General features: G+C 37.7%; 20 protein-coding genes and 1 pseudogene. 5 read left to right on the top strand and 16 right to left on the bottom strand.

Annotated elements, in window-relative coordinates; translation table 11 throughout:
* Positions 1–104: 104 nt before the first annotated feature.
* The 6 genes from RBB48_RS07245 to spo0F all read right to left on the bottom strand — a co-directional run bounded on the left by RBB48_RS07245 (position 105) and on the right by spo0F (position 6479).
* Entirely contained in the window at positions 105–350 is a 246-nt protein-coding gene (locus RBB48_RS07245; RefSeq protein ID WP_000643447.1) for a type B 50S ribosomal protein L31, read from the bottom strand.
* A gap of 321 nt (positions 351–671) precedes the next feature.
* Positions 672–1943, bottom strand: a complete 1272-nt coding sequence (gene rho, locus RBB48_RS07250; protein ID WP_001053898.1) for a transcription termination factor Rho — start codon at positions 1941–1943, stop codon at positions 672–674.
* A gap of 394 nt (positions 1944–2337) precedes the next feature.
* Entirely contained in the window at positions 2338–3303 is a 966-nt protein-coding gene (glpX, locus tag RBB48_RS07255) for a class II fructose-bisphosphatase (protein WP_000442336.1), read from the bottom strand.
* 116 nt (positions 3304–3419) lie between these two features.
* Entirely contained in the window at positions 3420–4709 is a 1290-nt protein-coding gene (murA, locus tag RBB48_RS07260) for a UDP-N-acetylglucosamine 1-carboxyvinyltransferase (RefSeq protein WP_097889524.1), read from the bottom strand.
* 332 nt (positions 4710–5041) lie between these two features.
* Positions 5042–5899, bottom strand: a complete 858-nt coding sequence (locus tag RBB48_RS07265; RefSeq protein ID WP_001131858.1) for a class II fructose-bisphosphate aldolase — start codon at positions 5897–5899, stop codon at positions 5042–5044.
* A 211-nt stretch (positions 5900–6110) separates the two neighbouring features.
* A complete protein-coding gene (gene spo0F, locus RBB48_RS07270) occupies positions 6111–6479 on the bottom strand; it encodes a sporulation initiation phosphotransferase Spo0F (RefSeq protein WP_000398593.1) in 369 nt (122 codons plus the stop codon).
* Positions 6480–6681: 202 nt separating this feature from the next.
* On the opposite strand from spo0F, the gene RBB48_RS07275 reads away from it, so the two are divergent.
* On the top strand, positions 6682–7206 hold the full coding sequence (locus RBB48_RS07275) for a DUF2529 domain-containing protein (protein WP_088064869.1): 525 nt from the start codon (positions 6682–6684) through the stop codon (positions 7204–7206).
* 31 nt (positions 7207–7237) lie between these two features.
* Here RBB48_RS07275 and pyrG read toward each other — a convergent pair whose 3' ends face one another.
* The 8 genes from pyrG to RBB48_RS07315 form a co-directional block, all read right to left on the bottom strand.
* Positions 7238–8845 (bottom strand): CTP synthase, encoded by a 1608-nt coding sequence (gene pyrG, locus RBB48_RS07280; protein WP_000170450.1) that lies wholly within the window; start codon positions 8843–8845, stop codon positions 7238–7240.
* Positions 8846–9102: 257 nt separating this feature from the next.
* Positions 9103–9633, bottom strand: a complete 531-nt coding sequence (gene rpoE, locus RBB48_RS07285; protein ID WP_048542705.1) for a DNA-directed RNA polymerase subunit delta — start codon at positions 9631–9633, stop codon at positions 9103–9105.
* Positions 9634–9787: 154 nt separating this feature from the next.
* On the bottom strand, positions 9788–10417 hold the full coding sequence (locus tag RBB48_RS07290; RefSeq protein ID WP_048542708.1) for a TetR/AcrR family transcriptional regulator: 630 nt from the start codon (positions 10415–10417) through the stop codon (positions 9788–9790).
* A 66-nt stretch (positions 10418–10483) separates the two neighbouring features.
* Positions 10484–11623 carry an acyl-CoA dehydrogenase AcdA gene (gene acdA / locus RBB48_RS07295; RefSeq protein WP_306007492.1) on the bottom strand — a complete coding sequence of 380 codons (1140 nt, stop codon included), beginning with the start codon at positions 11621–11623 and terminating at the stop codon, positions 10484–10486.
* 21 nt (positions 11624–11644) lie between these two features.
* A complete protein-coding gene (locus RBB48_RS07300; protein ID WP_087985984.1) occupies positions 11645–12775 on the bottom strand; it encodes an acyl-CoA dehydrogenase in 1131 nt (376 codons plus the stop codon).
* A gap of 72 nt (positions 12776–12847) precedes the next feature.
* A complete protein-coding gene (locus RBB48_RS07305) occupies positions 12848–13699 on the bottom strand; it encodes a 3-hydroxybutyryl-CoA dehydrogenase (protein WP_000538863.1) in 852 nt (283 codons plus the stop codon).
* Between the two features lie 56 nt (positions 13700–13755).
* A complete protein-coding gene (locus RBB48_RS07310) occupies positions 13756–15039 on the bottom strand; it encodes an acetyl-CoA C-acetyltransferase (RefSeq protein ID WP_097889523.1) in 1284 nt (427 codons plus the stop codon).
* 9 nt (positions 15040–15048) lie between these two features.
* Positions 15049–17160, bottom strand: coding sequence for a (Fe-S)-binding protein (locus tag RBB48_RS07315; protein ID WP_001086763.1), 2112 nt, complete (start codon positions 17158–17160; stop codon positions 15049–15051).
* A gap of 353 nt (positions 17161–17513) precedes the next feature.
* Here RBB48_RS07315 and cls point away from each other — a divergent pair, with 353 nt between their 5' ends.
* The 3 genes from cls to RBB48_RS07330 all read left to right on the top strand — a co-directional run bounded on the left by cls (position 17514) and on the right by RBB48_RS07330 (position 22500).
* The gene (cls, locus tag RBB48_RS07320) at positions 17514–18707 is read left to right on the top strand and encodes a cardiolipin synthase (protein WP_306007493.1); all 1194 of its coding nucleotides are present in this window, start codon (positions 17514–17516) and stop codon (positions 18705–18707) included.
* A 32-nt stretch (positions 18708–18739) separates the two neighbouring features.
* Positions 18740–19693: a UV DNA damage repair endonuclease UvsE gene (gene uvsE, locus RBB48_RS07325; RefSeq protein WP_306007506.1), complete on the top strand. Its 954-nt coding sequence runs from the start codon at positions 18740–18742 to the stop codon at positions 19691–19693.
* 128 nt (positions 19694–19821) lie between these two features.
* Positions 19822–22500: a DUF4084 domain-containing protein gene (locus tag RBB48_RS07330; RefSeq protein ID WP_088608227.1), complete on the top strand. Its 2679-nt coding sequence runs from the start codon at positions 19822–19824 to the stop codon at positions 22498–22500.
* A 16-nt stretch (positions 22501–22516) separates the two neighbouring features.
* On the opposite strand, the gene RBB48_RS07335 is transcribed toward RBB48_RS07330, so the two are convergent.
* Together RBB48_RS07335 and RBB48_RS07340 are read right to left on the bottom strand one after the other, a co-directional pair.
* Positions 22517–22654: a quorum-sensing peptide PapR gene (locus RBB48_RS07335; protein WP_063222537.1), complete on the bottom strand. Its 138-nt coding sequence runs from the start codon at positions 22652–22654 to the stop codon at positions 22517–22519.
* Positions 22655–22737: 83 nt separating this feature from the next.
* Positions 22738–23601: a helix-turn-helix domain-containing protein gene (locus tag RBB48_RS07340; protein ID WP_063222538.1), complete on the bottom strand. Its 864-nt coding sequence runs from the start codon at positions 23599–23601 to the stop codon at positions 22738–22740.
* Positions 23602–23769: 168 nt separating this feature from the next.
* On the opposite strand from RBB48_RS07340, the pseudogene RBB48_RS07345 reads away from it, so the two are divergent.
* Positions 23770–24316, top strand: a pseudogene (locus RBB48_RS07345) (M4 family metallopeptidase); the annotation flags it as partial.
* Positions 24317–24331: the final 15 nt, after the last annotated feature.

The raw sequence follows: 24331 nt of genomic DNA on the forward strand, positions 1-24331 counted from the left end.
CTCCTTTCATCTACTTTCCTAATCCAAAGTAGGGTAAAGGTTTAATATTTTTGCAAAAAAAACAGACAAGCGAATACATACACTTGCCTGTTTTATGTTCTTTATTACTTGATACCGTATTTCTTATTGAAGCGGTCAACACGTCCGTCTGCAGTAGCAAACTTCTGACGTCCAGTGTAGAATGGGTGAGAATCAGAACTGATCTCAATTTTTAGTAATGGATAAGTGTTACCATCTTCCCACTCAACAGTTTCGCTAGAGCCTTTAGTAGACCCGCTTAAGAATTTGAAGCCTGTGTTCGTGTCCATAAATACAACTTTATTGTAATTTGGATGGATTCCTGCTTTCATTCTTTTCATCTCCTTCCGCCCTGAATCATTTTCGAAACAGAGTTTTTCATCTTCAGCTGCTTGCACAACTATATTGATGAAACACATATGATGAAATTATAACAAGGCTAACTCCATTTTGCAACTACCTGTTTTTGTCTTTTTAAAATTTAAAAGCGCAACCGGCTCGTTTAGAATCCAGGACACTTCAAACTCTCGACCCAAATATAATTTTCATCTCAAAAAATAAAATTTTTCCCATATATTACTCTCTCTAATATTCCCTTAAAAAACATAAAAAACTCGCTTACCACAAAATAAGCGAGTCCCAATCTTTTCCCTTTACTTAGTTGTTACATATCTTTTTGAGTCTGCAACAATGTTTTGTAAAAATTCTTCATTTGTCTTTGTTTGACGAAGTTTACGTAAGAAACCTTCGACAAAGTCTGGTGTATCACGCATTGTTTTACGAATACCCCATAGCTTGTCTAAATGTTCTTTCGGAATTAATAGATCTTCTTTACGTGTACCAGAACGGCGAATATCAATTGCCGGGAAGATACGACGCTCAGCTAATGAACGATCTAAGTGAAGTTCCATATTTCCAGTTCCTTTAAATTCTTCGTAAATTACATCGTCCATACGAGATCCTGTATCAACAAGCGCTGTTGCTAAAATCGTTAAGCTACCGCCTTCTTCAATATTACGTGCAGCTCCAAAGAAACGCTTCGGTCTATGGAAGGCAGCTGGGTCGATACCACCCGATAATGTTCTACCACTTGGCGGAATAACAAGGTTGTAAGCTCGCGCTAAACGGGTAATACTATCCATTAAAATGATAACATCTTTTTTGTGCTCTACAAGACGCATTGCACGTTCTAACACAAGTTCCGCTACTTTAATATGATTTTCTGGCACTTCATCAAAAGTAGAGCTTACAACATCTCCTTTAACAGAACGTTCAATGTCTGTTACTTCCTCTGGACGCTCATCAATTAAAAGTACAATTAATTCAGCTTCCGGGTGATTTGTTGTAACACTGTGTGCGATTTCTTTTAATAGACTTGTTTTACCAGCCTTTGGAGGCGCGACAATTAAACCACGTTGTCCAAATCCAACTGGTGCGATTAAATCCATGATGCGTGTCGGTAACTTTTTCGGTTCCGTTTCCAATTTCATTTGGCGATCTGGGTATAATGGTGTTAATGCAGGGAAATGCACACGCTCTTTTGCTGACTCTGGATCATCTCCGTTTACAGCTTCAACTTGTAATAATCCAAAATAGCGTTCATTTTCTTTCGGAGGTCGTACTTTACCAGAAACCTTGTCTCCATTACGTAAATCGAAACGACGAATTTGCGAAGCTGAGATATAAATATCTTCTGAGCTTGGAGAATAGTTGATAGGACGTAGGAATCCAAATCCTTCTGATTGAATAATTTCTAATACGCCTTCCATGAAGAAGAAACCTTCTTTTTCTGCTCGAGCTTTTAGGATAGCGAAGATTAACTCTTTTTTCGTTAATTTGCTATAATACGAAATCTTAAATTCTTTCGCAAGCTCGTATAACTCTTTTAATTTCATGTTTTCTAATGCTGCAATTGACAAATTCATTCAGACACCACACTTTAACGTTATTCTCTTTTCACATGGGTAAAGGGAAAAAATACGGAAGGCAAATAATTAATAATGAAAGGCAATAAGTTCAAGTAGGGTAATATTCACTATTGTAACCCTTTTATCTAGTTTTAATCAATACGTTGAAACACAAATACAAGAAGCGAAGACAAGAAAATTTGTCTTCGCTTTTATTTAACCTAGTTCCAGTAGCTAGTATGGTCAGGAGCTACAATGCCCTGCGATTCTGAACGAGCCGCTTACGCCTTTTACTTAATCCAGTTCCAGCGGCTAGAATCTCCAGTCATTTCACTCTCTCGCTCGAAGCAAAAAGCGCTTCAAGGTCGAGAGTTCCAATGCCCTGCGATTCTGAACGAGCCGCTTGCACTTTTTATTTAATAACCAAGTTCGGTTTTTTATTCAAGCTATGACGTCCGTCTACGAAGCGTACTGTGCCTGATTTTGCACGCATAACAAGGGATTGTGTTGTTCCTACGCTACCTTTAAATTGAACGCCGCGTAATAGTTCTCCGTCTGTTACGCCTGTTGCCGCAAAGATTGCATCGTCACCTTTTACTAAGTCTTCCATGCGAAGGATACGATTTATATCTTCAATACCCATTTTTTTACAACGAGCTAATTCAGCTTCATTTTGAGGCAGAAGCTTTCCGTGGATTTCTCCACCTAAACATTTTAATGCAACTGCTGCTAATACACCCTCAGGTGCTCCACCAGAGCCGAATAAAATATCTACACCTGTGCGATCAAATGCAGTGTTAATTGCTCCAGCCACATCGCCATCGTTAATTAATTTAATACGAGCACCAGCTTTACGAATTTCTTCGATAATCGCTTGATGACGTGGACGGTTTAAAACTGTCGCTACAACATCTTCAATATCTTTATTTTTCGCTTTCGCAACCGCACGTAAGTTATCGATAATAGGCGCATCAATATCGACCGCCCCAACCGCTTCTGGGCCAACCGCGATTTTATCCATGTACATGTCAGGAGCATGTAACAAATTACCATGATCTGCAATTGCAATAACAGCAAGAGCATTCCATCCACCAGCTGCTACGATGTTTGTCCCTTCTAAAGGATCAACCGCAACGTCTACACGTGGTCCATATCCTGTACCTAATTTCTCTCCGATATACAGCATTGGTGCTTCGTCCATCTCGCCTTCACCAATTACAACTGTACCTTTCATCGGGATTGTATCAAATACATCACGCATAGCTGATGTTGCTGCACCGTCTGCCTCATCCTTTTTCCCGCGCCCCATCCAACGCGCTGATGATAATGCTGCAGCCTCTGTTACACGTACTAACTCCATAGATAAACTTCTTTCCACGATAATCCCTCTCCTTTAAGTCTTTATATTTCTGCCGTATTTTGTGAACCGTGTTTCTCTACAAAGTATACTTCCGCAAGTAGTGATGCTTCGCTTCCCCCTTGCGGAAGTATCACTTATGCGTTCTTCATCTCTTCAATTTCTTGGTTTGTCATTTGTTCTCGCCAAATATTTGCGCCAAGACCTTTAAGCTTGTCTACTATATTTTCATAACCTCGATCAATATGCTCAAGTCCGGTTACTTCTGTAATTCCATCCGCCATTAACCCCGCAATAACAAGAGCCGCTCCAGCTCGCAAATCACTTGCTTTCACTTTTGCACCTTGCAATAAAACAGGACCAGTTACAATTGCCGAACGACCTTCCACTTTAATTTGTGCATTCATACGACGTAATTCATCAATGTGTTTAAAGCGTGCGCCGTAAATCGTATCCGTTACAACACCCGTTCCGTGCGCCTTTGTTAAAAGCGTTGTAAATGGTTGTTGTAAATCTGTTGGGAATCCTGGATATACAAGCGTTTTTATATCAACTACTTTTAACCTTCTATTACCGTTCACTGTAATTTGGTCATCGTTCGTTTCAACTTGGACACCAGCTTCTCTTAACTTCGCTGTAACTGACTCTAAATGCTGAGGAATCACATTATCAACCGTTATTTCTCCTCCTGATGCAGCTCCTAAAATCATATACGTACCCGCTTCAATACGATCCGGAATGATCGTATGGTGACAACCGTGCAGTGAATCCACACCATCAATTCGGATTACATCTGTGCCCGCACCTTTAATGCGTGCACCCATGCTTGTTAACAATGTAGCTACATCAATAATCTCTGGTTCTTTCGCTGCGTTTTCAATAACAGTTCTACCTTTCGCTCGCACAGCTGCTAGCATAATATTAATTGTAGCTCCTACACTAACAACATCTAAATAAATGCGTGCCCCGCGCAATTCATCTGCTCTTAAATAAATCGCACCCTGTTCATTCGTAACATGTGCACCTAACGCTTCAAATCCTTTAATATGCTGATCAATAGGCCTCGGTCCTAAATGACATCCACCTGGAAGCCCAATAACAGCTTTTTTAAAACGGCCAAGCATCGCACCCATTAAATAATAAGAAGCACGCAATTTTTTCACTTTTCCATTCGGTAAAGGCATTGCAACCATGTTAGAAGGATCAACTATCATCTCTTCCTCCTGTCCATAAGCTACTCTTCCTCCAATCTCCTCTAGCAAGTCTCCTAACATTTTCACGTCCGAAATATTAGGGACACCACCAATAGTTACTGGAGTATCTGCTAAAATTGTCGCTGGAATTAGTGCAACGGCGCTGTTCTTTGCACCACTCACTCGAATTGTTCCATTTAAAGCTCTTCCGCCTTCAATTAGCAATTTTTCCATATTGAGCTCCCTTCTTGTGAATGTATTTACTTTCTATATCCTTATAGAAAGCTCCCCTTAAGAATCTCAATCACTCTTTCCACCCTAACACTCAATAAATAGGAAACCATTATCTTCATTTCTCCCGTAGTACGAATAGATAAAGATTAACTATTCATCGAATTTACTTTATCAATTTAGATACATTATCACATTTATTAATAGGACTATGCACATTATTTTCTATTCCAAAAACAAAATGATAAAAATCTTTAGACTTGTTCACGCTTTCATTATACAACGAAAGGAAACCGTCTAAAAGACTAGACGGTTTCCAAAACGGAATTTTATTCTTACGCTTTACCGTTAGAACCGAATTCACGCATTTTACCAGCAACAGTTGCTTTAATAGCGTCGCGGCCAGGTCCAATATATTTACGAGGATCGTAAACTTCTTGGTCTTTGCTTAATGCTTCACGAACAGCTTTTGTAAACTCAATTTGGTTCTCAGTGTTTACGTTAATTTTTGAAGTACCTAAAGAAATAGCTTTTACGATATCAGCAGTTGGGATACCAGTACCACCGTGTAATACTAAAGGTACGCCAGTGAAGTCACGAACTTGTTCCATTTCAGCGAATCCTAAGTTAGGCTCACCTTTGTAAGGACCGTGTACAGAACCTAAAGCTGGAGCTAGGCAATCGATACCTGTTGCTTCAACAAGGTGCTTACACTCTGCTGGATCAGCGTAAATTACGCCTTCAGCGATGATGTCGTCTTCTTGTCCGCCAACTGTTCCAAGCTCAGCTTCAACAGATACGTTACGAGCGTGTGCGTATTCTACTACTTTTTTAGTAGTTTCAACGTTTTCTTCGAATGGGTGGTGAGAAGCGTCGATCATTACAGATGTGAAACCTGCATCGATTGCTTCTTTACATTTTTCGAAGCTTGAACCATGGTCAAGGTGAATCGCTACAGGAACAGTGATGTTCATTTCTTCGATTAAAGCTTTAACCATAGCTACAACTGTTTTGAAACCAGTCATATGACGAGCTGCACCCTCAGATACACCTAGGATTACAGGAGACTTTTCTTCTTCCGCAGCAGCTAAGATAGCTTGAGTCCACTCTAAGTTGTTCATGTTGAATTGACCAACTGCGTATTTTCCTTCTAGTGCTGTGTTTAGCATTTCTTTCATAGAAACTAAAGGCATGGTGAATCCTCCTAAAAAACGTTTTTTGTATCCGATAAGTTCTTATCGCTGGTAGTATGACCAGAATAAGGTAAAATATGTATATTTACATACCGGACTTTTTTCTACACTCAATAGGATAACAACTTGTACTCAAAAACTCAACCGTATTCACCTGCTCAATAGTCCATGTAAACGCTTTTTTCCATATTTTTTATAAAAAATTCATTTTTTACGCCTCTACAGCAAGCTGTTCTCTCACCGCTTGACGAATCTCATCAATATCAAACGGTTTAGCAAAGTGCATTAAAGCTCCTAAATCTTTCGCTTCTTGGATCATATCAAGCTCTCCGTAAGCAGTCATTAAAATTACTTTAATACTCTCATCAATTTCCTTTACATGTTTTAAAATCTCTATACCATCCATACCTGGAATTTTCATATCTAACACTACTAAATCTGGATTATCTTTTTTCACGATATCTAAAGCTTGAAATCCATTCGCTGCTTGGAATGTCTGATAACCTTCTTTTTGGAACACTTCATGTAATAGCACACGAATGCCATATTGATCATCAACGATTAAAATTTTACCTTCCATAACTCCCAACCTTTCTGTGTAAATACAAGATTTAAAGCTTCTTATATCTTAACGATTAATTTTCGCTATTCTTTGGCAAATTCCTTCCTATTCTTTCTTATTTTACCGTTTCCTATTTTGTTATGCTACCCTTCGATTTCACCTTTCTAAAAAAATAAACTATAATGAAAGCCGGTAAACACGTACGAAAGGGAGTAACATTATGTTAAAAATTTTTTCAACTCAATTAAGTGGTTATTTCTCCAGAGTTTCTCAAAAAGAAGAAATGAATATAGAAGATAGCGCCCGTCTACTTGCTCAAGCATTAGTTGGCGACGGTTTCATTTATTTACATGGTACAAATGAAATGGAGGGCGTTGTCGCTGAAGCATTATTCGGTACTGAGCCAATGAAGCAAGCAAAACGATTATTTGAAAATGGTAAAGAAGTAGAAGTAACTTCTGCAGACCGTGTACTTCTTATTAGCCGTTTTTCAACAGATGAAGAAGTTGTAGCAATGGCAAAAAAACTTCAAGCTGATGGACACTCTATTGTCGGCATCTCTGCTATTCAAGAAGGTACTGAATCACTAGAACAATATACAGATGTACATATTGATACTAAGCTGTTAAAAGGCCTTATTCCAGACGATGAAGGCAATCGCTACGGATTCCCAAGTTTAATGATAGCTTTGTTTGCATATCATGGGATCAAATTTACAATCGATGAAATGTTAAATGAATATTAAAAAAAGCGCCCTATTTCAGGCGCTTTTTTTATTACTTGCTCTCTTTATTCGTAATAGAAGCACTTACGAAGTCATGGAACAATGGTTGTGGACGGTTTGGACGAGATACAAGTTCTGGATGGAACTGTGCCGCCACGAACCAAGGGTGGTCTTTTAATTCAATGATTTCAACTAGACGACCGTCTGGGCTTGTACCAGAGAATACAAATCCTGCTTTTTCCATATCCGGACGGAATTGATTGTTGAACTCATAACGATGACGATGACGCTCATATACAACCGGCTCGTTGTAAGCATTGTAAGCATTTGTTTCTTCAGCAAGCTTACATGGGTATAGACCAAGACGAAGTGTGCCACCTAAGTCTTCTACATCTTTTTGTTCTGGTAATAAGTCAATGATTGCATAAGGTGTGTCAGGATTAATTTCAGAAGAGTTAGCTCCTTCTAATCCTAATACGTTACGTGCGAATTCGATTGATGCAAGTTGCATACCTAGGCAAATTCCTAAGAATGGAACTTTGTTTTCACGAGCATATTGAATTGCAACGATTTTACCTTCTACACCACGATCGCCGAATCCACCAGGTACAAGGATACCATCTGTGTCACCAACTAATTCTTGTACGTTCTCTGGTGTTACGTGCTCAGCGTTTACCCATTTCACTTCTACATCTGTGTCGAATGAATAACCCGCATGACGAAGTGCTTCTACAACAGAAATATATGCATCTTGAAGCTCTACGTATTTACCAACAAGAGCAATTTTTGTTTTCTTAGAAAGGTTACGTACTTTATTAACTAGCGCAGTCCACTCTGTCATATCTGCAGCTGGATTGTCTAATTTTAAGTGATCGCAAACGATTTGGTCCATATTTTGTTCTTGAAGAGATAATGGAACCGCATATAAAGTATCTGCATCGCGTGCTTCGATAACTGCTTTTGTATCAATGTCACAGAATAATGCAAGCTTGTCTTTCATATCTTGAGAAACAGGCAATTCTGTACGAACAACGATAATATTTGGTTGAATACCTAAGCTGCGAAGCTCTTTAACGCTATGTTGCGTTGGTTTTGTTTTCATTTCACCCGCTGCTTTTAAGTACGGGATTAACGTACAGTGAATGTACATTACATTGTCACGACCGATGTCGCTCTTAATTTGACGGATTGCTTCTAAGAATGGTAGAGACTCGATGTCACCAACAGTTCCACCAATTTCTGTAATAACAACATCCGCGTTTGTTTCGCGACCAGAACGGTATACACGCTCTTTAATTTCGTTAGTAATGTGAGGAATAACCTGAACTGTTCCTCCTAGGTATTCACCACGACGCTCTTTTTGAAGAACTGAAGAGTAAATTTTACCTGTTGTTACGTTGCTGTATTTGTTTAAGTTGATGTCAATGAAACGCTCATAGTGACCAAGGTCTAAATCAGTTTCTGCACCATCATCTGTTACGAATACCTCACCGTGTTGGTATGGGCTCATAGTCCCTGGGTCTACGTTAATGTATGGATCAAACTTTTGAATCGTTACGTTTAAACCACGATTTTTTAAAAGTCTTCCAAGAGATGCTGCTGTAATACCTTTTCCTAAAGACGATACTACACCGCCTGTTACAAAAATATACTTAGTCATGAAAAAGCTCCCTCCTATTTTGCTGTTATATAATCACCGTTGCAAAGCGCAACGTATGTAGATAACACTGTATCCATCTTATTGTTAGACTCTTTTTATTTTCTAAACAAAAAACAAAAAAGAAAATTGCTCCCCTCATCACATAAAGTAATAAGTAGGGAGCAATTTTCTTTTATATTTACACTTTAAAAGTATTATCGTCCTTTTTTAAAGAGCCCAAAAATGATTCTACATGGACGATAATGAAAAGTCAAGAACTACAGTTCTTCCTCTTCTTCTTCTTCAGCTTCAGCTTCATCGTACTCAAGTTCTTCTTCGGCGAAGTCATCGTCATCATCTTCATCTAAATCATCAAGATCATCGTCGTCTCCGTCTTCTTCTTCAAGAACCTTGTCCAAATCTTCTACCTCTTCTTCATTTGCGTCTGCATCGTCGAAGTCTTCATCTTCTTCGATGTAGTCGTCAAAACCGTCCTCTTCAACTTTACGTTTCTTCTTCGGTTTTGGCTGAGGTAAGATTTCTTCATCAATTTGCTCATATGGGTACCAGCTACGTAGTCCCCAACGATTTTCTCCTAAATTAATGAAACGTCCATCGATGTTTAAATCTGTATAAAATTGTGCGAGTTTCGCATTAACTTGCTCTTGAGATAGTCCCAGCACTTGAGCGATTTCTCGAACCAACTCGTTGAATGTCGTTGCTTGTCTTTTATCCCCTAAAACGCTATGTACAACTTCAATCATTGAACATTCTTTTAGCTCTTCTGGTGAATATTGCTTAAAATTCACTTATGCGGCACTTCCTTTCTTCAAATATAACCTTATATATAACGGTCTGCTTAAAAAAATCCATACTATTCATTATAAACAAAAGTCGCACAAATATGCTACAAAAAAAACGGGAAACTTTAATATGATAATAAAATTATAATTTGTCTATTCCTTATTTCGGAAACATATGCGCTCCTTGCAGTACATACCTAATTTGCATTTCTGTATATTCTTCAAGCGTATACAGTTTTTGCAGGGCCCAACGTCTAAATCCCCACATTTGTCCTTGTATGAAAATGTTATGTGCAAGAAGCTGTATCTCTTTTTTATTTAATGTAAATGTCCCATTTTCTGTACACTGCTCTAAAATATTCTCAAACATTCCGACCATTTGAAACTCTTTTTCTAATACATATGGGAGTGATTCTTTCGGTAAAAAACGTACCTCTTGATACATAATTAATACTTCTTCTTGCAATTCATCCATCACTTTAAAATAATTCTTTATCGCTATCTTTAAGCTTTCTATACTTCCCTTCTCTGTACACACTACTTCCTCTAATCTTTCTTTTACATGTTCATAAATACTATCACAAACTAAATATAAAACATCATCTTTTGTACGAATGTACTCATAAAGTGTTCCAATACTAAACCCAGCCGCCTTCGCAATCTCTCTCGTTGTTGTACGTGGGAACCCTTTTTGCTTAAACAATTGCACCGCACCTTTAATCATTTGTTCACGTCTTAACGCAACTAATTTTTCATCTTTCACGGACGCATGTACATTATGTTTAACCATCCCCTTCACCTCTCTCTATTATTTTTTGGAAGGAAAAAGCGTAGGAAAATACCTACGCCTTTGCTCCTACTTCGTTAACATACGAGAAATTACAAGCCTTTGAATCTCTTGTGTTCCCTCATATATTTGTGTAATCTTTGCATCGCGCATATAACGCTCTACTGGATAATCTTTCGTATAACCGTAACCACCAAATACTTGTACCGCTTCAGTCGTCACCTTCATCGCTGTATCGCCTGCAAATACTTTTGACATCGCTGACTCTTTCCCATACGGAAGCCCTTCCGATTCAAGCCAAGCCGCTTGATATGTTAGAAGACGCGCCGCCTCCACATCCGTTGCCATATCTGCAAGTTTAAAGCCAATTCCTTGCTGCGCCGCAATTGGTTTCCCAAACTGATGACGCTCTCTTGCATACTCTACAGAAGCATCTAAAGCCCCTTGCGCAATACCGACTGCTTGCGCGGCAATACCATTACGGCCGCCATCTAATGTTTGCATCGCAACTTTAAATCCTTGCCCCTCTTCCCCTAGTAGGTTCTCTACAGGAATACGGCAATCTTCGAACATAATTTCAGTTGTTGGTGAAGAGCGAATCCCTAACTTGCTTTCCTTCTTCCCAACTGAAAATCCTGGTGTATCACTTTCCACAATAAACGCGCTCGTACCACGCTGCTTCGATTCGGGATCAGTTAACGCAAAAACAACATAAATATCAGCAATACCGCCATTTGTAATAAAGATTTTCGATCCATTTAAAATGTAATGGTCTCCATCTCGTTTCGCAGTTGTCCTCATTGCGCCAGCATCTGAACCAGAACTTGGTTCCGTTAAACCGTATGCGCCAATTTTCGCTCCTTCTGCCATCGGTCGTAAAAATTTTTGCTTTTGTTCTTCCGTTCCAAATTTAAAAATTGGCCAACCAGCAAGTGAAGTGTGTGCAGACAGCGTTACACCTGTTGAAGCACAAACACGAGATAATTCTTCGATAGCAATTACATACGCTAAGTAATCGCTTCCAATTCCGCCGTATTCTTCAGGCCACGGAATGCCGGTTAAACCAAGCTCTGCCATTTGATCAAATAGTGCACGATCAAATCTCTCTTCTTCATCACGCTCAGCTGCCGTCGGTGCTACTTCGTTCTTAGCAAAATCCCGAACCATTTTTCTTATCATTTCATGTTCTTCTGATAGTTTAAAATGCATTCCCGTCTCCCCCTTGTCCTTTTATAAAGCTCGACTAATAACAAGTTTCTGTATCTCACTCGTTCCTTCATATATTTGCGTGATTTTCGCATCACGGAAAAATCGTTCTACTGGATAGTCTTTCGTATAACCGTAACCACCAAATACTTGCACCGCTTCAATCGCAACTTCAACAGCCGTCTTAGAAGCGAATAATTTCGCAATAGAAGCTTCTTTACCGCATGGTAATCCTTGCGCTCTTAGCGATGCCGCTCTGTATACAAGTAATCGCGCTGCTTCTACACTAGTCGCCATATCTGCAAGTTTGAATCCGATTCCTTGCTGCGCCGCAATTGGCTTGCCGAATTGCTCACGCTCTTTCGCATAATCAATCGCACATGCAAGCGCCGCTTCCGCGATTCCTAATGCCTGCGCTCCGATTCCAATTCGTCCAACATCTAAATTCGCCATTGCCACCTTAAATCCTTGTCCTTCTTCACCAAGTAAATTCTCGGCCGGCACTTTCATATCTTCAAACGTAAGTTGTACCGTGCGAGAACCAAGAAGTCCCATTTTATGCTCATCTTTGCCGATAACTAAGCCTGGTGTATCTTTCTCTACTATAAATGCAGAAATCCCACTTTTTCCTGCCTCTGGATTTGTAGAAGCGAATACAATGTATGTACTTGCTTCACCGCCATTTGTAATAAATACTTTCGATCCATTAATAATGTAGTGATCGCCTTTCTTTACAGCTCTTGATTTCAAACTCCCTGCATCTGATCCTGCATTTGGTTCTGTTAATGCAAATGCACCTAAATATTCACCAGTCGCAAGTTTAGAAACATATTTCTGCTTCTGTTCTTCTGTTCCAAAATATAAAATCGGGTTCATTCCAACTGACGTATGTACAGCTAAAATTACACCAACCGTTGCACTTACCTTTGAAATTTCCTCAATTGCTAAAATGTAAGAAATAAAATCCATTTCTGCCCCGCCATATTTTGCAGGCGCTGGAATACCCATTAGTCCAAGCTCACCCATCTTCTGCAAAATCTCTTTCGGGAACACCCCTTGTTCCATACTAGGAACAAAGGGAGCTATTTCCTTCTGCGCAAAATCTCGAACCATTTTCCTCATCATTTGTTGCTCTTCAGTAAAATGAAAGTTCATGTACTCCGCCTCCGTTTGCTATATATCTTTTTAATAATTTGGTAAGACCACTATTTTAATAAAAGGAGGACTTTATTCGTAAACGTAGAAACCACGGCCTGTTTTACGTCCTAACCATCCTGCGTTCACATACTTGCGTAATAATGGACATGGGCGATATTTACTATCTCCTAATCCTTCATGCAACACTTCCATAATGTATAAACATGTATCTAAACCGATAAAATCAGCTAATGTAAGTGGTCCCATCGGATGATTCATACCTAGTTTCATTACTTCATCAATCGCTTCTTTCGTCGCTACACCTTCATATAACGTATAGATCGCTTCGTTAATCATCGGTAATAAAATACGGTTCGATACAAATCCTGGGAAATCATTTACTTCGACTGGCACTTTCCCGATTTTTTTCGTAATATCTTCAATTGTTTCATACACCTCATCATCTGTAGCTAAACCACGAATAATTTCAACAAGTTTCATAACTGGAACTGGATTCATAAAATGCATGCCAATTACTTTTTCTGGGCGTTTCGTTACTGCTGCAATTTCAGTAATTGGTAGAGAGGACGTATTCGTCGCTAAAATTGCGTGTTCTGGAGCGATTTCATCTAGATTCGCGAAAATTTTCTTTTTAATGTCCATTTTCTCAACAGCCGCTTCAATAACAAGATCCGCTTCCTTCACACAATCTAAATCAAGCGTTACTGTAAGGCGATTTAACGTCGCTTCCTTTTCTTCTTCCTTCATGCGCCCTTTTTCTACTTGACGCGCTAAGTTTTTCGTAATAATAGCCAATCCTCTGTCTAATTGCTCTTGTTTTAAATCTTGTACCTTCACATCATATCCTGCCATTGCACATACTTGTGCGATTCCCGAACCCATTTGTCCTGCACCAATTACAACTATTTTTTGTACACCCATTCTTTCTTCCCCCTTAATATAAATTGTTAATAAATCAAAAATCACCTACACGTAAATTAACAAACTTCAATCATAATTGCGTCACCTTGACCGCCACCGCTACAAATAGAAGCAATTCCAATTCCGCCGCCGCGCTGCTTCAGTGCGTGGATAAGTGTAACGATAATACGCGCTCCACTTGCTCCAATTGGATGTCCCATTGCCACTGCGCCGCCATTTACATTCAATTTATCTGGGTCAATTCCTGCAATCTCTGTACTTGCAATTGCTACCGCTGCAAATGCTTCATTAATCTCGAATAAATCGATATCTTCAATTGTCTTGCCTGTTTTTTTCAACAATTCGTTAATTGCATAACCTGGCGTTCTTGGGAAATCTTTAGACTCCACTGCAATTGCTGTATGTGCCAAAATTGTCGCTAATGGCTTTCTTCCTTCTTGCTTTGCTCTGTCTTCGCTCATTAATACGAGCGCAGCACCGCCATCATTTAGTCCAGGAGCATTACCCGCTGTCACTGCCGACGTCTTATCAAATACAGGTTTTAATTTCGCTAATTTTTCAATCGTTGTATCCGCGCGTGGCGCCTCATCTTTTGCAACGACAATAGGATCGCCTTTTCTTTGCGGAATCGTTACTGGCACGATTTCCTCTTCAAAACGTCCTTCTTTATGCGCTGAAACCGCACGCTGATGGCTACGATAAGCCCATTCATCTTGCGCTTCGCGAGAGATTCCATCTTCCTTCGCAACTTCTCCGCCATAAACACCCATGTGTATACCTGAAAATGCGCATGTCAAGCCGTCAGCAACGTTTAAATCGATGATTTCGTTGTTCCCCATTCTGTATCCCCATCTTGCACCTCGTAAAATGTAAGGACTGTTACTCATCGACTCCATACCGCCAGCTACAATTAGTGATTGATCGCCAGTACGAATAATTTGATCCGCTAACGTAACCGCACGAAGCCCTGATGCACAAACTTTATTCACTGTTTCCGTCTGTACTTCCCAAGGGATTCCAGCAGCCCTCGCAGCTTGGCGCGATGGAATTTGCCCCTGTCCCCCTTGAATAACCGTTCCAAATATAACTTCCTCAACATCACTAGCAGAAACATTTGCTCTCTCAAGCGCTGCTTTAATTGCAATTCCCCCAAGTTCTGTCGCCTTCACGTCTTTTAAAGATCCTCCAAATTTCCCAACCGGTGTTCTTGCAGCACTTAAAATAACTGTTTTACTCATATCTATTTCCCCCATCTCTTTTTTTAGCACCGAGCGCTCGCTCGGTGTTCTTACGTTGAGAAGAGGTGCAACAATTGCACCTCTCTCTAAAGTTGTATTCATGCTTGCAGATTACATCGCTTCTTTCTTCTGTCCGATAACAGAGCGTTCTAAAATCTCTGTTACATCAAGAGTTTGAACCTTCTCTTCTACTTCTTTCGCTTTCGTCCCATCGCTAATCATCGTTAAGCAATATGGACAACCTGTACCGATAATGGATGGTTGCACAGCTAGTGCTTGTTCTGTACGAGCAACGTTAATACGTGAACCTGCTGTCTCTTCCATCCACATTAAGCCACCACCTGCGCCACAGCACATTCCGGTTTCACGGTTACGTGCCATTTCTACAAGATTCACACCAGGAATTGCTTTCAAAATATCGCGTGGCGCTTCGTATACTTCGTTGTATCTTCCTAAGTAACAGGAATCATGGTACGTAACTGTTTCCTCAATAGCGTGAACAGGTTTTAAGCGTCCTTCTTTCACCCACTGAGCTAACAATTCTGTATGATGATAGACTTCTGCTTGCAAGCCAAAGTCTGGATACTCATTTTTAAATGTGTTATAAGCGTGAGGATCAATCGTAACGATTTTCTTCACTCCTGCTTTTTCAAATTCCTCGATATTCTTTGTCGCCATCTCTTGGAAGACAAATTCATTTCCAAGACGTCGCGGTGTATCTCCAGAATTCTTTTCTTTATTACCAAGTATCGCGAATGAAATACCTGCTTCGTTCATTAACTTCGCAAACGATATCGCAATCTTCTGACTACGATTATCATATGATCCCATTGAACCAACCCAGAATAAATATTCGAACTCCTCGCCAGCTTTCGATTTTTCTTTTACAGTTGGAACCGTTACTTCATCATCACCTTGGCGCCAAGTTTCACGCTCTTTACGGTTCAGTCCCCACGGATTCCCTTGACGCTCGATATTTGTCATCGCACGCTGCGCTTCCGCGTCCATCTTTCCTTCTGTTAGAACGAGATAGCGGCGTAAATCAATGATTTTGTCAACATGCTCATTCATAACCGGACACTGATCTTCACAGTTACGGCACGTTGTACAAGCCCAAATCTCTTCCTCTGTAATAACATCTCCGATTAAACTCGGATCGTAAGCAAGCGTTGTAGCTGCTGATTCTTGTTGCCCTTTCCCAGCTGCCATCATCGCTAACTGATTTCCTTGTGTATTATTAAAAGCAACTACTGGAACCCACGGTGCTTTTGATGTCACTGCTGCTCCTTTATCAGTTAAATGATCGCGAAGTTTTAAAATTAAATCCATCGGCGATAACATTTTCCCTGTCCCTGTTGCCGGGCACATATTTGTACAGCGACCACACTCTACGCAAGCGTATAAATCAATAAGCTGATTTTGTCTAAAGTCTTCGATTTTACCAACACCAAATGTTTCTTGCGTTTCATCTTCAAAGTCAATCTTTTCAAGTTTCCCTGGATTTGAAAGACGTCCGAAGAAAACGTTAACTGGTCCCGCAATTAAATGCGCGTGTTTTGATTGTGGAACATACACTAAAAACGTTAACAAAATTAGTAGATGCACCCACCAAGAGAAATAGAACACAGAAATAGCTGCGGTTTCATTTATTCCCGAGAAAACGTAAGCGATTGCAGAAGCGATCGGTTCACTCCATGAAAGCTCCTCGCCGTGCCATATAATTCCCATCCCATTACCAAGTAGCACAGAAATCATTAAGCCACCAATAAAGATAAGAACAAGGCCTGATTTGAAATTACGTTTTAAACGAACTAGCTTCTCAACATAACGTCTATGAAAAGCCCAAAAGACTGCAATTAAAATAACAAGTGTGACAATTTCCTGGAAGAATGTAAATGCAGGGTATAGTGGTCCAAGTGGAAGATGTGATCCTGGTGCGAGTCCTTTCCAAACGAAGTCAATTGCTCCAAATTGGACAAGAATAAATCCGTAAAAGAACATAACGTGAATAATGCCGCTCTTCTTATCTTTCAGCAGCTTTTTCTGACCGAAAACATTGACCTTAAGGAGATCCCAACGCTCTTTAAAACGACGGTCAAATTCAATCTTTTTTCCTAACTGTATGTAGGCCATCCTCGTCCGTATAAGATACACAAACAAATATCCCGCATAAGCAATAACAGCAATGGCAGCCAGCCAATTAATGATCAGTAAGCTATTCATTTTTATGCTACCCCTCTCTTTGTAAGCCCTCTTTCTTTTTTAGAATCTTCAAAAACATATAATTTTCTGAATTTTATCCCCTGTCTTCATTATATAATGAGTGAGCATTCAGTCAACAGTTTTTTGTTATACAACAACATATTTTTTAATAAAGCTGTTTATTTCGGTGAAACTATAAAGTGAAACTTTAATCCGTAGGGGGTTGTTTCCTCTCGCCTGATTCCTTTAAGTAAGCCTAATTTTTAAGTAGGAGGCTTACCACCCCTTAATATGGGATAAGGTGAAGCCAATCGGGATTTTCCGGGCAGCCAGTAAAATGAAGGCGAAAAGAATGCAAAGGAGGGAATTCACTTATGTTCTTCTTATCTCTCTTGTTAATATGCGTTACTCTTTGGATCACAATTGACCTTTTATATGGGAGGATTCTTCATTTAAAGCGTGTGCGCTCTCGTACTTTCCCTTTACGTCAAAGTAATTTTCACCTTTATACATACGGTCAAGATTTATATGATGCTTTATTTACTGATATACAACAAGCAAGGCACCATGTGCACGTTTTATTCTTCATTGTAAAAAACGATAAAATCAGTCGTGAATTTTTAAAGTTACTTATCGATAAGGCACAGGAAGGAATTGAAGTAAGACTTTTACTCGATCGATTGGGAAGCCATTATTTATCAAACGAGGCAATTCGTTCCCTACAAAAACACGGCGTCTCTTTTTCATTTTGTCATAAAGTGAAATTTCCTTTTCCGTTCTTTTCTGCAAATCAAAGAAACCATAGAAAAATTACAGTTATTGACGGGAAAATTGGTTATATTGGTGGGTTTAATATTGGAGAAGAATATTTAGGGCATAATCAAAAATTAGGATTATGGCGCGATTATCATTTACGCCTTACAGGAGAAGGAATACAAGATTTACAAAAGCAATTTTTACATGATTGGCTCGACGATACGAACCAAAATTTATTAGATTCACCTCTTTATTTTCCTAAGCAACAACCAGGAATCATTCTACATCGTTTTATCCCTACTGATGGTGCCTATTTGCAAAATACATTTTTACATTTAATCGAAAGTGCGGAAAAAGAACTCTTTATCGGTACACCATATTTCATTCCTGGGAAGAAAATTATGAATGCATTATTAAAAGCGCGAAAACGTGGGGTCCAAATCACGGTTCTCGTTCCAGAAAAAGCAGATCACGCCCTTGTTCGCGAAGCAAAATTCCCATATTGCCGAAAGTTAATGCAAGCTGGGTGTAATATTTACGCATTTCAACAAGGTTTTTTTCACGCTAAAGTTATTATAGTCGATGATTATATTTGTGATATTGGAACTGCAAACTTTGATATGAGAAGTTTATATATTAACCATGAAATCAACTGCCTTTTATATGATAAACATTTTATACAAACAGTAAAAAACAAATTCCATGAAGATCTAGAAAATGCGTCATTACTTTCCTTTAAAGATGTTAGCCCGCATTCTCTTATTGATAGGGGAAAAGAATGGGTAGGAACGATACTTGCTTTCTTTCTATAGGAAAGATAATGGATAAAGGAGATGTATTCATTATGATTATGCGTTTCGGATATGTCTCACATGCAATGGCACTCTGGGACTGTTCTCCGGCTAAAACGATGACATTTACAAGCTTTCAAAAGCTTAATAAACAAGAACGAGAAGATAAATTATACGATGTTACACGGCAAAATCTCGAGCATACAATACGTATTCTTCATTACAATATAGCGCATGAAATTCCATTATATCGCTTATCTTCTTCCATCGTCCCACTTGCAACGCATCCCGAAGTCGAGTTTGATTATATCGGTGCATTTACACCGTTTTGGCGTAAAATTGGGGCATTAATTAGAGAACACAATTTACGAGTAAGTTTTCATCCAAATCAATTTACGCTATTTACAAGCGACAAGCCACATATTACAACTAACGCTATTACAGATATGGCCTATCATTATAAAGTATTAGATGCAATAGGAATTGCAGATTCTTCTTATATTAACATCCATGTAGGTGGTGCCTATGGAAATAAAGAACAAGCAGTTGGACGTTTCCATGAAAACATAAAAAAACTTCCTGCACATATAAAAGAGCAAATGACGCTTGAAAATGATGATAAAACATATACAACTGCTGAAACTTTATCGATTTGCCAAAAAGAAAAGATTCCATTCGTATTTGATTATCATCATCACATGGCAAACCTTTGCGAGGAACCGCTAGAAGTGTTACTCCCTGCAATTTTTGAAACTTGGTCACATACAAATGTCCCTCCTAAAGTTCACATTTCCTCCCCTAAATCAAAAAAAGAATTTAGGGCTCACTCTGAATATATTGATTTAGAGTTTATTAAGCCTTTCTTACACATTGCAAAAAAAATCAACCATAATTTCGATATTATGATTGAAAGTAAACAGAAAGATTTAGCAATGCTGCAATTAATGCATGAATTATCCTCTATAAGAGGGATAAAAAGAGTAAATAGCTCAACATTACAATGGTAAATTGTAATGTTGAGCTATTTTTTTCAAAAAAAGTAATTTTTATAGTAAAAAACAACCTATTGTATATGCTATGATTGGAATTAGCATTTTCCACCTGCGATTCAACTTTATTGAAACGGAGCCATAATATGATTAATCAAAAAAAATATGTACACTTTGTCACGATGTATATAATTATATTTTCCCTTTGGATATTTCTTATCCCTAAGGACTTGAATATAAAAGAAATTGGAATTCTCTTCTTATTTTGTTTTGCTGCACTCTTTTCTTGCTATTGCTTATATAAAGCTATTAAGAAAATGAAGCGTAGTGATAAATTATTTTGGGTTTTATTACTCTGCACTTGCATATGCGGACTAACTATGGAAATAACTTTATTCCTTCATTCACTTTCTATATATGATCAAGTCATATTCTCATATAAGGCATTGCCCTTTTTCATCATACAATATATTTTGCTCTTTTCTGGGTTTGCTATCAAATTCATAAAACATTACTCTATTAGAGGCCTTGCTCAATTTTCATTCGATAGCATCTTTATTGTTATTATGAATATTTATTTTACCTTAACTTTTATTTTGGACCTCTCAAGCTTTCGTATGTTAACAACAGATCACTGGGTTTTAATTGGATACTTTATTGCACAAGCATTAGTAATTTACGCCGTTATTAGCCTATATAGACGAGAACAATATTCTGCTAGCAGAATTTCATTAATTATCGGTTTTACTATCATACTTGTGTACGGGTATATACATCTGTTCCAACTAAACATGGGGATGAAAACTTCTTCTGAAGTCTCTTATTTAGTACATACTGCTTCAATTTTATTAATTGGTTTATCTTCCATACTATACATTTTGGACAAACCAATGCAGCATGAAACGAAAACAAAGTATTATCGATTTGATTATGTGCGCTTTATATTACCCTATTTCAGTATAATCATTACTTTTTCCTTTATTCTTATTCAACCTTGGGATGATAAGTTCATGCTAATCGGTCTAGTATTATCACTCATCTTATTATTCCTACGACAACTTTACATGTGGAAAGATAATCAAGCACTAATCGATACATATGAACAGTTGACTACACAACTAGAAGGCAAAGTAGAAGAGGGTGCATCTGCGTTATCAAAGAGTGAACAACGCTATAAATCATTATTCGAAGATCATCCTGATGCCGTTTTCTCTTTAAATATGGATGGTATTTTCCAACAATCTAATACAGCTTGTGAAAGCTTATTTACTGCCTACTATTGTGAAGTAGAAAGCTATTCTCTTCTACACTTTATTGACTCAAAAGACCATGATCTACTAAAGAAAGCTTTACAAATAACAAAAGAAGGTAGACCACAAACTTTAGAAGTTCGCACAAAAGAAAAAGAAGGCTATTACTATTACCTTCACGTTACACTCATCCCTACTTTCATAAACAAAGAAGTTGTTGGGATGTTCGGCATAGCACGTGATATTACAACTTTATATGAAAAACAAAAACAAGTAGAACATTTAGCCTTTCATGATGCACTGACTGGATTACCAAATCGCCGAAAGTTTGAAAAAGATTTAAAGAACATTTTAAATATAGCTCAAACTAGCGCAAATGATGTTGCCGTCATGTTCCTTGATTTAGATCGATTCAAAAAAATTAACGATAGACTTGGTCACGACGTCGGAGATCTATTATTAATTGAAGTAGCAAAAAGGTTACGCAGTTGCTTGCGTTCGAAGGATATCGTTGCTCGCCAAGGCGGAGATGAGTTTACAATTCTATTACCAGATATGTACTCAGAAAAAAGTGCTGCTTTTATAGCTGAACAAATTTTAACCATTTTAAACAAACCATTCTTCATTAAAGACGAAGAACTATCTATTACACCGAGTATCGGTATTGCCATGTATCCTGATTACGGAACCGATGTTACTGAATTAATGAAAAATGCCGATATGGCTATGTATCGCGCGAAAGCAAATGGGAAAAACAGATTTGTTTTCTTCTCAAAAGAAATGAGTATCGCCCAAAATGAAATTCAATTCTTAGAAGGCGAACTTGCAAAAGCATTACAACAAAATGAATTTTTCCTTGAATATCAGCCACAAGTAAGTACGAAAACAAAACAAATTATCGGTTTTGAAGCATTAATTCGTTGGAAGCACCCAAAACTCGGCATCGTGTCTCCTGCCCAATTCATTCCTCTAGCGGAGGAAACCGGATTTATTATTGAACTTGGAAATTGGATTTTACGTACGGCTTGCTTAGAGGCAAAAAGATGGCATAATCAAGGGTTTTCTCACTTAAAAGTTGGTGTGAATTTATCTGTTGTTCAATTTAACCATGCAGATTTAATCCCTACTATTTCAAAAGTGTTAGAAGAAACCGAACTAAAATCAGAAGCACTAGATATCGAAATCACAGAAAGTATCGCAATTAATCAAAATCAATCTGTCATTTCCAAACTAGAACAGCTTCAAAATCTCGGTATTCAAATTTCAATCGATGACTTTGGAACTGGTTATAGTTCTTTAGCTTATTTAACAAAATACCCAATCAACACATTAAAAATTGCTCGAGAGTTTATTTGCGGAATTACAAATAGTCCTTTAGAGGAAGCGATTATCTCCTCCATCATTACACTATCTAAAGAACTAAATTTAGAAGTTATTGCAGAAGGTGTAGAGACGGAAGAACAATGGAAGTTTTTATATGAACAAAACTGTGACCACATTCAAGGATTCCTTATTAGCAAGCCTGTTTCTAGTAAAGACGTTTGGATGTTACTACACAAAAAAACAACCGTCTAAGTAAGACGGTTGTTTTTTAATGTTCAAACGGTATATCACGAGCTAATTGTACTTGATCTTGCTGATTTATTAGCACTTGCTCTTGACTTACTCCAAAGGCAATACCAGACAACATTGCAACGGCTACTAAACTACAAACAAGAAATTTCTTCATATTTATCACCCTATGTTTTTTCTTGTAAATATATCACAAAAATATACTTGTAAAATATGCAAATATGCATATCGGGACCAACCTTAATTTAAATATTTCTTTTTCTTTAATACAGCCGCTTTATATGAATGCAAATCTAATAAATCAAAGAATAAAGAAGCTTTTTCATAAACTTCTTTAATTTCATTTGATGCATAATCTAATTTCTCCAGACACTCACCCTTTTGGTAATATAAATGCCCAATTAACTCCATACTTCCTATATGACAGGAAGTCTCAATTGCTTCATTCAATTGATATAGTGCATCTTCAAAATGATTACTCAAACATAAAGCTTTTGCATAGTTATATCGAACTTTAACTATAAATACTTGGTTATTGTTAAATGATTCTAACTGTTTTAAAATTTCTCGGAATAGTGTCATTGCTTTGTCCAATTGATCGTTTTCTGCATAAATGATTGCAATAGAATTTTCAATATATAAATCTTGAAATACATCTACCCCTCCATATGATTGATGTACAATTTTTTTTAACTCTAAAATACAATATTCAAAATCGAGTTTCTTCAAAACATATGCAGATAAGTAATAGTACCAAAGAAGAAACTGATTAAATTCTGGATGGGATTTTTCTTTCTTAAGTTCATTTGAAACAATTTTATAAATTTCATCATATTTTTTTTTCTTGCTCAATACTTGAATTCGATCTTTAAACTGCTTTTTCCTCTCAATATCAGAATAAATGAGTACCTCATAAAAATGAGTAATGGGAACTTGTAATTTTGCTGCAATACCTTGCAATATATCCATACTTGGGTATACTGCGCCCGCTTCAATTCTGCTCACTTCCGATTGATGGCATATGTTATCAGACAACTGTTTTTGTGTTAATCCTCTCATCACCCTAATTTTCTTTATTTCATTTCCTAATTTTTCTGCGTTCATACTTACTCACCATCCCATTATAACAATCTAATTTTTTGAGTTGTCATACCACTACAATAATGTGAATTCGACAATTTTTGATATGAAATAATGCATAATATATATAAAATTCGGCAAATTTTTCATACAATCCATCTCACATAATATAATAGACTAGTAATTTTATAGATAAATTATAGAAAATTTGCCCGTGCTTTCGTTACATTCGGTCTTCTTTATCCTTTATCAGCAGAAGCTATTCACACCCAAGAACTAGATAGAAATGAAGTAAAAGTTGAAATCGCTCAGCCTAGTTTAACGATTTAAAAATTAACACAACCTCAAAATGATATAAAAATATATGGCGAAAAAATATTTAAAGGGTGAGATAAACGAGGCTAAAGCTCAACAAGAGTGAGTGACAACTGAAATGAATGTAGATTCCCAACCTACAAATAAAGAAACAAAAGAAAATCAAACCGAAGTTCACCTTGCACAAACTTACAAAAATTACAAAGTATATTGCCAAGATTTTATTGTAAAAGTAGATAAAAATGGAGTAATTACAACTGTTAGTGGTAAAATTGTCCAAAATTTAGACCAACAACCTAATCTTACTATAACAAATTTTTTGTCGAAAAATGAAGTAAAATCTAAATTACGCGATATACTTCAAATTCTGAGCGATGCGACTGCGACGAAACTCTCTATTGAAATACTTGTTTATAAGAAAAAAAGAAGTTTACCACTC

Source organism: Bacillus sp. MMSF_3353 (genome assembly GCF_030733445.1).
In the GTDB taxonomy this organism is placed as follows: Bacteria; Bacillota; Bacilli; order Bacillales; family Bacillaceae_G; genus Bacillus_A; species Bacillus_A wiedmannii.

Coding starts and splice junctions, on each gene's coding strand:
- acdA (WP_306007492.1), bottom strand. CDS start 11,623: ATGCATTTTAAACTATCAGAAGAACATGAAATGATAAGAAAAATGGTT.
- pyrG (WP_000170450.1), bottom strand. CDS start 8,845: ATGACTAAGTATATTTTTGTAACAGGCGGTGTAGTATCGTCTTTAGGA.
- RBB48_RS07245 (WP_000643447.1), bottom strand. CDS start 350: ATGAAAGCAGGAATCCATCCAAATTACAATAAAGTTGTATTTATGGAC.
- RBB48_RS07335 (WP_063222537.1), bottom strand. CDS start 22,654: ATGAAGAAATTTCTTGTTTGTAGTTTAGTAGCCGTTGCAATGTTGTCT.
- RBB48_RS07275 (WP_088064869.1), top strand. CDS start 6,682: ATGTTAAAAATTTTTTCAACTCAATTAAGTGGTTATTTCTCCAGAGTT.
- RBB48_RS07310 (WP_097889523.1), bottom strand. CDS start 15,039: ATGAATACAACTTTAGAGAGAGGTGCAATTGTTGCACCTCTTCTCAAC.
- RBB48_RS07265 (WP_001131858.1), bottom strand. CDS start 5,899: ATGCCTTTAGTTTCTATGAAAGAAATGCTAAACACAGCACTAGAAGGA.
- RBB48_RS07305 (WP_000538863.1), bottom strand. CDS start 13,699: ATGGGTGTACAAAAAATAGTTGTAATTGGTGCAGGACAAATGGGTTCG.
- RBB48_RS07340 (WP_063222538.1), bottom strand. CDS start 23,601: ATGAACGCAGAAAAATTAGGAAATGAAATAAAGAAAATTAGGGTGATG.
- RBB48_RS07300 (WP_087985984.1), bottom strand. CDS start 12,775: ATGAACTTTCATTTTACTGAAGAGCAACAAATGATGAGGAAAATGGTT.
- cls (WP_306007493.1), top strand. CDS start 17,514: ATGTTCTTCTTATCTCTCTTGTTAATATGCGTTACTCTTTGGATCACA.
- RBB48_RS07290 (WP_048542708.1), bottom strand. CDS start 10,417: ATGGTTAAACATAATGTACATGCGTCCGTGAAAGATGAAAAATTAGTT.
- rho (WP_001053898.1), bottom strand. CDS start 1,943: ATGAATTTGTCAATTGCAGCATTAGAAAACATGAAATTAAAAGAGTTA.
- RBB48_RS07330 (WP_088608227.1), top strand. CDS start 19,822: ATGATTAATCAAAAAAAATATGTACACTTTGTCACGATGTATATAATT.
- RBB48_RS07315 (WP_001086763.1), bottom strand. CDS start 17,160: ATGAATAGCTTACTGATCATTAATTGGCTGGCTGCCATTGCTGTTATT.
- uvsE (WP_306007506.1), top strand. CDS start 18,740: ATGATTATGCGTTTCGGATATGTCTCACATGCAATGGCACTCTGGGAC.
- spo0F (WP_000398593.1), bottom strand. CDS start 6,479: ATGGAAGGTAAAATTTTAATCGTTGATGATCAATATGGCATTCGTGTG.
- murA (WP_097889524.1), bottom strand. CDS start 4,709: ATGGAAAAATTGCTAATTGAAGGCGGAAGAGCTTTAAATGGAACAATT.